Origin of the sequence: Intestinibacter sp., from assembly GCF_051866655.1 — a bacterium.
Classification (GTDB): Bacteria; Bacillota; Clostridia; order Peptostreptococcales; family Peptostreptococcaceae; genus Intestinibacter.
On sequence record NZ_JBJDXL010000014.1, the window covers coordinates 1 to 8498 of the forward strand.

Below are 8498 nucleotides of genomic sequence, written 5' to 3' on the forward strand. Positions count from 1 at the left end.
CACATCAAAAACTATGTAGTTTTCTTGTGATCCCTCTGTAGTTTCTTCTGCATATGCTGCAAATGGTGTCAATAAATTGAACATCATCATAAAAGAAACTAACATAGATAATAGTTTTTTCTTCATTTTTTTATCCTCTCTATAAAAGGGATATAATAAATTTTACTTTATTTTATATCCCTTTTGTTGTCATTTAATATTTATATAGATTTCTTTATTATTCAGCAATTTTTCCTAAAATATCGTTAACTGATGTAGAACCATTAGCATATGGTGAATATACTGTATATTCGTTACCTGATTTATCTTGGTAAATTACGTAAGATGCAGCTGTAATTTGTCTGTCAAATTGAGCTTCTGGTATATTAATTATTGTTCCTAAGTAAGTTACATAGTTTTCTTTTTCATTTACTTCGTATAATGCTTTTGCAACTGATTTAGCAACTTTAGGTGTACTTAGTGTTAAAGCTTCTCCTTCTGTTAATAGATTTACAGGAAGTATTAGAGTTCCTTTTTCTACTATTTTATCACCGTCATCGTATAACTTAGTTCCAAATCTTATACCACTCTTACCATCGACTACTAATCTACCTTGTGCTCCTAACATCTCTACGTGAGCATATTTAGCTTTATATGTAACATCATTTTCATAAGTAGCATCTGCTTTAAATCCTGTAGTTGTATCATCAGTATCAGTATACCAACCTACAAATGTATATCCATCTTTAGTTGGAGCTTGTGGCACTGAGTCTAAAGTTTGTCCTTTTGATACTTCCTTAGTTATTATGTCTTCACCATTATCTGCATCAAACTTAACTGTTACTTTATCTACTTTTGTAGGAACATCTGTTAAATCATATAGTGAATTTTCATTTGCTCTGTAACGACGATAAGCTTCAAATGCATAAGTTGTTTGTTGAGTACCCATAGCATTGCCTTTTGTATCTACTGTTTTATCCCAGTAAAATCCTTGGTCTGCTTTGTATCCCCATAAATTAGTTACCATGTTTTTCTTACCAATAGTAAATCCATTGTTTCCATCTAGTGGATCAATACCTGCTACTGATAATGCAGTTAATATTTGTGCTGTTGTACAGCTGTTTTCATTAGAAGAAGAATTTTCTGCAAAACCTGCTTCTGTTGTCATTTGTCCTTGAAGCCAAGTTAATGCTTTTGCAAATGCTTCTTGTACTTCTTGATGTTCATCATTGTTGTAAGGTGCTAATGCTTGCATAATCATACCTGTCATATCTACATCTGGAGTACCTGTTAACATGAATCCTCCACTTTCGTCTTGGAATTCTAGACACATTCTAATCAAATCGTCTCTACTCCATCTAGCATCTGCTGGAATTTCATAGTCTTTACTATCTAAAGCTAATAATGTCCAAGAAATTTGGTTAGAAGTTAATTCATCTAAACCTTTCCAGTTGTATAATTTTTCGATCAAGTTTACACCACCGAAGTTAGTTGGATCTTCACCTAAAACCCCTAATGTCAATATAACACGTGCGTAATCTGTTGGTTGAGATAATCCTTCTTGTACAGCCTTTTCAGTACTTTCAAGGTATGAAGATTTATTTTCTTCAGAAATAGATCCTCCTGCACGAAGAGTTGTGAATATATTCCATTCATCTCCGTATTTACTCATACTTTGAATTGATATGTAATTAAGACCATGTTCAATAGCTGCCTTAATTGTTGCTGTAGGGTCGTCTTGTTCAACTATATCACCTGTAACTGTAACAGTAAATTCGATATTGTTGCAGCCTTGTGTATCATCTAAAGGTTGTCCTGTAACCTTAACTGTTCCTGCTTTCTTTGCTACAATTTTACCATCTTTAATTTCAACGATACCTTCGTTGTCATAAGTATATGTGAAACCTTTTTCTGTTGCATCAGAAGGTGTAGTTGTTATGTTTAATTCTTGTGTATCGCCAACCTTCATTTCATATTCTGTTGTTTCAAGTTCTGCTTTTTCTAATGGTTTTTGATATAAGAACTTAACAGTTACATATTGTACAAGTTCAGAATTATCTGCACTAGTAACCTTAAATTTCGCAGTACCGCATTTTTTAGGAACAATACCTGCATTATGTTCTGTAGTAAATGTTGCGATATCTGGTGTCAATGCTTCCCAATTTAAATTTCTATTAGTTGCATTACTTGGTGTATATGTTATCTTAAGATTATCTGTATAAAGTCCTAAACCATAGTAATTACCAGTCATAAAGTCTTTTTCACCAGTAATAGTGAAAGTTTCTGGAGTTTCAATAGTAAATCCAGTCAATGGTACATAGTTACATTTTGCAATAAATTGTGCTTTAACGCTCCAGTTATCACGCATGAAAACTGACATTGTTGCTTGACCACCAGCAGTAAGAACTAATTGATTGCCTAGCCATCTTATATTGTAAGTTGTATCACTTGTATCATAATGTAGTGCTTGAGCTGGAATAGTAATCCATTCATCGCTATCTGCTTTTCTACCCTTTACTGTAACTGGAACACCACTTACTCGACCTTCAGATTCATAAGGATTATCTAATGAAACTTCCTTATCACCTACATAAGTTTTTAATTCTGTGATTCCACTAGAAACACAATTTACAGTAAATGTTTTTGACCATCCACCTGAATCAACTGTTATTGTTAATTTTCTAGTATCCCATGGACTCCATTTACCAGTTTCTTTGTTGATAAAAGTCCAATATGATAAATCATCTCCACCTTGAATAGAAGTTACAAAGTCGCTACCACCACTCCATGTAGTAGTTCCGCTTGATCTACCAACAACAAATTTACCTTCATCTAAACATGTTAAAGTAATAGTATCATCGTCATCTAAAAGTTGTTTTCTTCCATCAGCATATTCAAAATAAACATATGGTCCTTGATATTCTTTTATTGTAATTTCTTGTGATGCTTCCTTTGAACCTATTTTTGCTGTAAGAGTTACTTTACCTTCTTTTAATCCCTTGACAGTTGCCATTAATTTATTAGTGCTTTCTTCAGTAACTGTTGCAATTGATTGGTCGCTAACACTCCATTCAATATTTCCATCCCAATCTGAAGGATCTACTGATGCAAGGAATTGAAGTTCACCAGACTGTGCTTCTACTTCTGTTCCAGTAAGAGCTGTAAGTGAAACACCGTTGACATCAGATACAGTTACTTTAAGTTCTGCTTTTACATCTGGGTTTTCGGCTGTTACAGTAATTGTTGCTTCTCCAGCGCCAACACCTTTTACAACACCTTCGTTACTGACTGTCGCTACAGCTTCATCACTAGATTTCCAAGTTAATTTGTCTGTACTTCCTAGAGGATCTAGTACTGGTTTTACTTCATAGCTTTCACCAGCATAGATGCTTACACTTTCATCTGGAAGTGTAATTCCTGTAGCAGAATCTGTCGCATTGATAAGATTTTGTCTAGCTTCTTCTACAGTATCAGCTGTTGCATCCTTTGTATTTAAAATCATGTCAATAGCTGCATTGTAAGCCTTTAATCTGTTTCCGCCAAGTTCTGAAGCATTGTATTCAGAAACAGTCTTGATTAATTCGCTTCTATCAAGTATAACCTTAGCATCTACACCCCAGCTAAGACCTTCAGAAGTCAAACCTGCCTTGCTTAAATCATTACCTGGAACATAAATAAAACGAATTACAGTTACATCACTTGCATAAAAATATGATGTATCTAAGTAAGCTTCTTTATCAGCTACAACATACCATTGTGATCCATCGACTAAATCACCATTATTTAGCCAACCATCCTCTTGGCTATCATCTTTGATAGCAGTAACTGCATCATTGCTTAGTTGAACATTATCTCCTAAAAGAGATTTTATGAAAGTTGTACCATATCTACCACTCCAGTTCATTGTACTTGTTGGTGCAACCATCATAGTTCCATTACCGTCAGCGTCATATTTTTCCACTGTGTAGTACATTGCTCTTGATGCAGCATCAGCAACACTAGCTATATTTGCAAAACTAGCTATTGGCATCGAAGCAACTACCATACACAATGCAAGAATAAGACTTAAAAATTTGTTTTTTATTTTTCCCATTTTTTTACTCCTTTCTATTTTTATTAACAATAAATGAGATTTATTTGTCATATCACCTCCATTTTCAGTATTAATGTCAATTTTATTTTAGAAATAACAGAAGTATAAAATAAACTAGACATATTTCTCCAATTTATCCTAATTTTATATATATTTCTCTAACACAATTATACTTTAGAAGACCTTTTTAAAAAGTATGATTTTAGTGCTATACACTTATATAGCACTTTTATACTACTAGTAGTACCACTTTACTTATTTTTTAAAGTAATAAAGGGATATGGAGTAGATTTTAATCTATTTCATATCCCTTTTTAAAATTTTATTTTAATTTTTTAAAATAATTTTTATAAATTTATACTCGTATGATTTACCATTCATTATCCCAATCAACACTATTTCCTAAAAGCTTATAAACTGATGTAGATTTATTTGGATATTGAGAATAAACTTTATATTCATTACCAACTTTGTCTTTGTATATTACATAAGATGCTGCTGTCATTTCTCTATCAAATTGAGTTTCTGGTATATTTATTATTGTTCCTAAATAAGTTACATAGTTTTCTTCTTTATTTACTTCGTAATTTACCTTACCTATACTTCTAGCAGCTTTTTTATTATCTAATGTTAAAGCTTGTCCTTCTTCTAATAAATTAGCTGGTATGATTAAAGTACCTTTTTCTACTATTTCATCTCCGTCATCGTATATCTTAGTACCAAATCTTATACCACTTTTGCCATCTACTACTAATTTGCCTTGTGCTCCTAGCATTTCTACATGAGCCCATTTAGCTTTATATGTTACATCTTCTGTATATGTAGCACCTAATTGATATTTTGTAGTTGTATCGTCAGTGTCAAAGTACCATCCTACAAAAGTATATCCATCTTTAGTTGGAACTTCAGGAGTATAATCTAATATTTCTCCTTTTTTAACTGATTTAACTATTTTATCAGTACCATTATCTGCATCAAATGTTACAGTTGGATCTTTCTCTTTTACATCTATTGTAAAATCAGGCATAGATGAGAAGTATCTTTCATTTTGAGGAGCACTTAAGTTCGGATCTCCTTTTCCTTCTTCACCCTTATCTGCACCAAGCTCGCTACCCCACCATTGAGTAAATATTCTACCTGATGTAAATTTATAGCTTCCTTCTTTATCAAAAGTGACTGTAATAGTATTATTAGTAGCTAAATCGTATTGTTTACAATATCCTTTAACAGTACCTACTATATCATTTGTATATTCAACAAAAGTACCTTTATTTCCCCATGATTCTTGAAGCCAAGTTGGGTTATATATAGTAGCTAATTTATATACTGGATGTGTAATACCTTTGAAGCTAATTTTTGCAGTATCGCCAGCTTGTAGTTCTTCTCCTTCTCTGCTCGCATTGACTACTGATATTTCTATTTTTCTAGCATCTATTACTTTATAGTATTTCTTTGTTCCCTTGTCGTTTTTGGCTATTATTCCTATTATATTACTTCTATTTTCAAGTGGAAGAACATATCCATCATCAGTTTTTTCTATAGTTTTTCCATTACATGTAACTTTTACTTCATCTGCACCTTCTACAGTAGGATTTATTGTATAATCTACAGATTTTCCTTCTGTGTAATATATAGTGTCGTAAGATGTCAATGTTATGTTAGAGTCTATAGTTATCCCTGTGTCAGTATCTCCTATTACATCGTATACAACGTATGCTGTATTTACTATTGATGATGCACCGTTATCTCCTACAACGTCGTAAGTAACCTTTACTATTGATGTTCCTTCTTTAACTGCTGTTACTGTAGCTTTGTCAGTAGTTTTTGTTGTATCTAAAGTAATACTGTCACCTTTTATTATTTCAAAGTTAAAATCAGGTCTTGTTATATTGTTACTTATTGGATTGTCTATTATTTGTGGAACCCTTCTTGGGTATATAGTAGCAGTATCTCCAGATTTTAATTCTTTAAAATCGTATTGTAGCCATAAATCGTTTGCAAAGTCATCTGGTACAGTATCTATTGTTTCACCATAGTTACCTTCGATATCTTCACTTGATGATTTTTCTTCTGCTACTGTTATTTTGTAAGTTTCAGCTGGTATTTTATCAGCATCTCCATAGCTTCCACCATTCATACTTGGCCAATCTGGATCTCCACATTTTACAGTTATAACAGTTCCATCTTGCACTGGTATAGCTTGAATTCTCTTGTATTCAGTATCGCCTACACTCGCTCTTACTTGGAAATTTTTATTTGTAGCTGTTGGTGTAACTACTACTTGTTTTGTACCTTCTGGGACCTTTAATTCGTATTCTTTAACATCACTTGAAAACTCTGGTGATAAAGTACCTACATCTGTCTTCAAGGCTTTTAAGGTTTTATCATTATTGTTCCAAGAACCACCTAAATCTTCTCCATAATTGCAAGTGTACATGAATCTGATTTCATCATTATCTTCTACTACTTGATCACCAATTCCTGTGTTTGTAAACCAATCGTTAATTGTAACCATCCATCCACTTGCACTTCCACCATCGAATTCTGATAAACCACCTATACTAGAAACATAACCGCCGCTTTCTTTGTACTCGATTTTTTCTTTATCAAGTGCTTTTTTGAAAGCGTCAAGTCCACTTGTTCCTTTAGGAACCTCTACTGTAGTACTTACAAGCTCGCCTGTAAATGCAGGAGCTCCATTTCCGGCATCCTCTAAAAAAATATTATTTTCTACAGATACTTGTACAGTAATATTTTCATCTGTAGTTGTATCTGCGGCAAATACTTGTAAAGGTAACATCGATAAGATTAGGCATATAGCCAAAAACGATGTTGCGATCTTTTTAAAATTTCTAAATAATTCCTTCATCTTCTTCCCCCCATATTTGTTTATTAATATAATTATAATTTAAAGAAAGCTATCAAAAAGTATGATTTTAGTGCTACTACTTAGTACTACTACTTTTAATATAAGTACTACTACTTAAAATACATCTTTTAATTCACTATATTCAAAAACAAAAATTGACTGAAAACATGTTGTTTAACAGTCAATTTTTATTTGATATATTTTTACTTTAAGGGTTGATTATTATTTTAGATTATTTCTTAACTACTATAGATTTTATAGTACTATAATCGCTGTAAATATTTTTTCCATCTACAGTTCTATATGCTCTTACTTTAAAGTAATAAGTCTTACCTTTAGTCAATCCTGTTTTTGTGTAGCTCTTAGATGTAGTAGTTTTTATTAAGCTATATGTTCCTGTTTTTGATGTGGCCATATAAACCTTATATCCTGTCGCTCTGCTACTTGTATTACTCCATGTAACTGTTACCTTTCCTGCTACAGTTGATTTTAATGTAACCACCGGTGTAAGCGGTTTAGTTACGACCTTTAAGCTATCTGAGTAGTTTGAATAATGTTTTACACCATCTACTAATTTATATGCTCTTATTTTATATGTGTAACTAGTTGCAGAACTTCTACCTGAATCATTATAAGTAGTTGTATTTGCATTAGTTTCACCTATAAGGCTGTATTTTTTACTAGTTGTACTGTATCTATAAACTTCATATCCATCTGCTCTCGATGTTTTGTTCCAGTTTAAAGTAACGCTATTTGTTTTTGCAGTACTAGATACAAATTTAGGTTTAAGAGGATTTGTAGTAGCCTTTATTTCATTTGAGTAATCAGAGTATATAGTCTTTCCATCTACTACCTTATACGCTCTTATTTTATATCTGTAAGTAGTTGCAGATATTCTATCTGTATTTTCATAAGTAAGTGTATTTTTGCTGTCTATAGTTTTTATTAATTTAAAACTGTCACTACTTGAATAATATCTGTAAATTTTGTATCCGGTACAATCATCTACTTTGTTCCATGCTAAATTTATTTTTGATGCAGTCGCTCCTGTCACTTTAAATCCTTCAACAGCTTTAACAGTTGGTGTTGGATTTTGCGATGCTTCATTTACTGCGCTAGTTAATTCATTATATGCTTTATCTACCTTAGATTGGCTTGATGTCATATCTTCTAGAATATTTATAGCATTGTTGTAAGCATTTTTAACTGTGCTATTAGATAATAATTTATTTTTATTGCTAGCACTATTTATTTCAGCAATCTTTTGTGTAAGCTTATCTCTATTTGCATAGTTTAAATAAGCTGGTTGACCCCATTCACTATTATCACATATGTCAGCTCCATAACCCCAAACAGTAAATTGCCAGCGTATTATGTCGCCATCTTTAGGTTTATATGAGCTAGCACCGTAATTAGGGAATTTATTATTTACACAGTACATCCACCCTGACATATATGTATAATCAAATTCTCCTAACCAACCTTCTTTGTCTCTTTCTGTAAGATCTCCATTGTCTTTTTTGATTTCATCTAAAATATATTGTGGAATTTTAGCTT

General features: G+C 32.3%; 3 protein-coding genes. All 3 read right to left on the bottom strand.

Annotation, left to right across the window (positions count from 1 at the left end):
- Window positions 1-217: 217 nt before the first annotated feature.
- Window positions 218-4072 (bottom strand): Ig-like domain-containing protein, encoded by a 3855-nt coding sequence (locus tag ACI3VO_RS00335; protein WP_439755997.1) that lies wholly within the window; start codon window positions 4070-4072, stop codon window positions 218-220.
- A 370-nt stretch (window positions 4073-4442) separates the two neighbouring features.
- Window positions 4443-6941, bottom strand: a complete 2499-nt coding sequence (locus ACI3VO_RS00340) for a DUF4430 domain-containing protein (protein WP_439755998.1) — start codon at window positions 6939-6941, stop codon at window positions 4443-4445.
- Window positions 6942-7173: 232 nt separating this feature from the next.
- On the bottom strand, window positions 7174-8498 hold a 1325-nt coding region (locus tag ACI3VO_RS00345), incomplete at its 5' end, for a fibronectin type III domain-containing protein (protein ID WP_439755999.1).

Excerpts from the sequence above, each read along its gene's own strand:
- ACI3VO_RS00335 (WP_439755997.1), bottom strand. The coding sequence starts at position 4,072 with ATGGGAAAAATAAAAAACAAATTTTTAAGTCTTATTCTTGCATTGTGT.
- ACI3VO_RS00340 (WP_439755998.1), bottom strand. The coding sequence starts at position 6,941 with ATGAAGGAATTATTTAGAAATTTTAAAAAGATCGCAACATCGTTTTTG.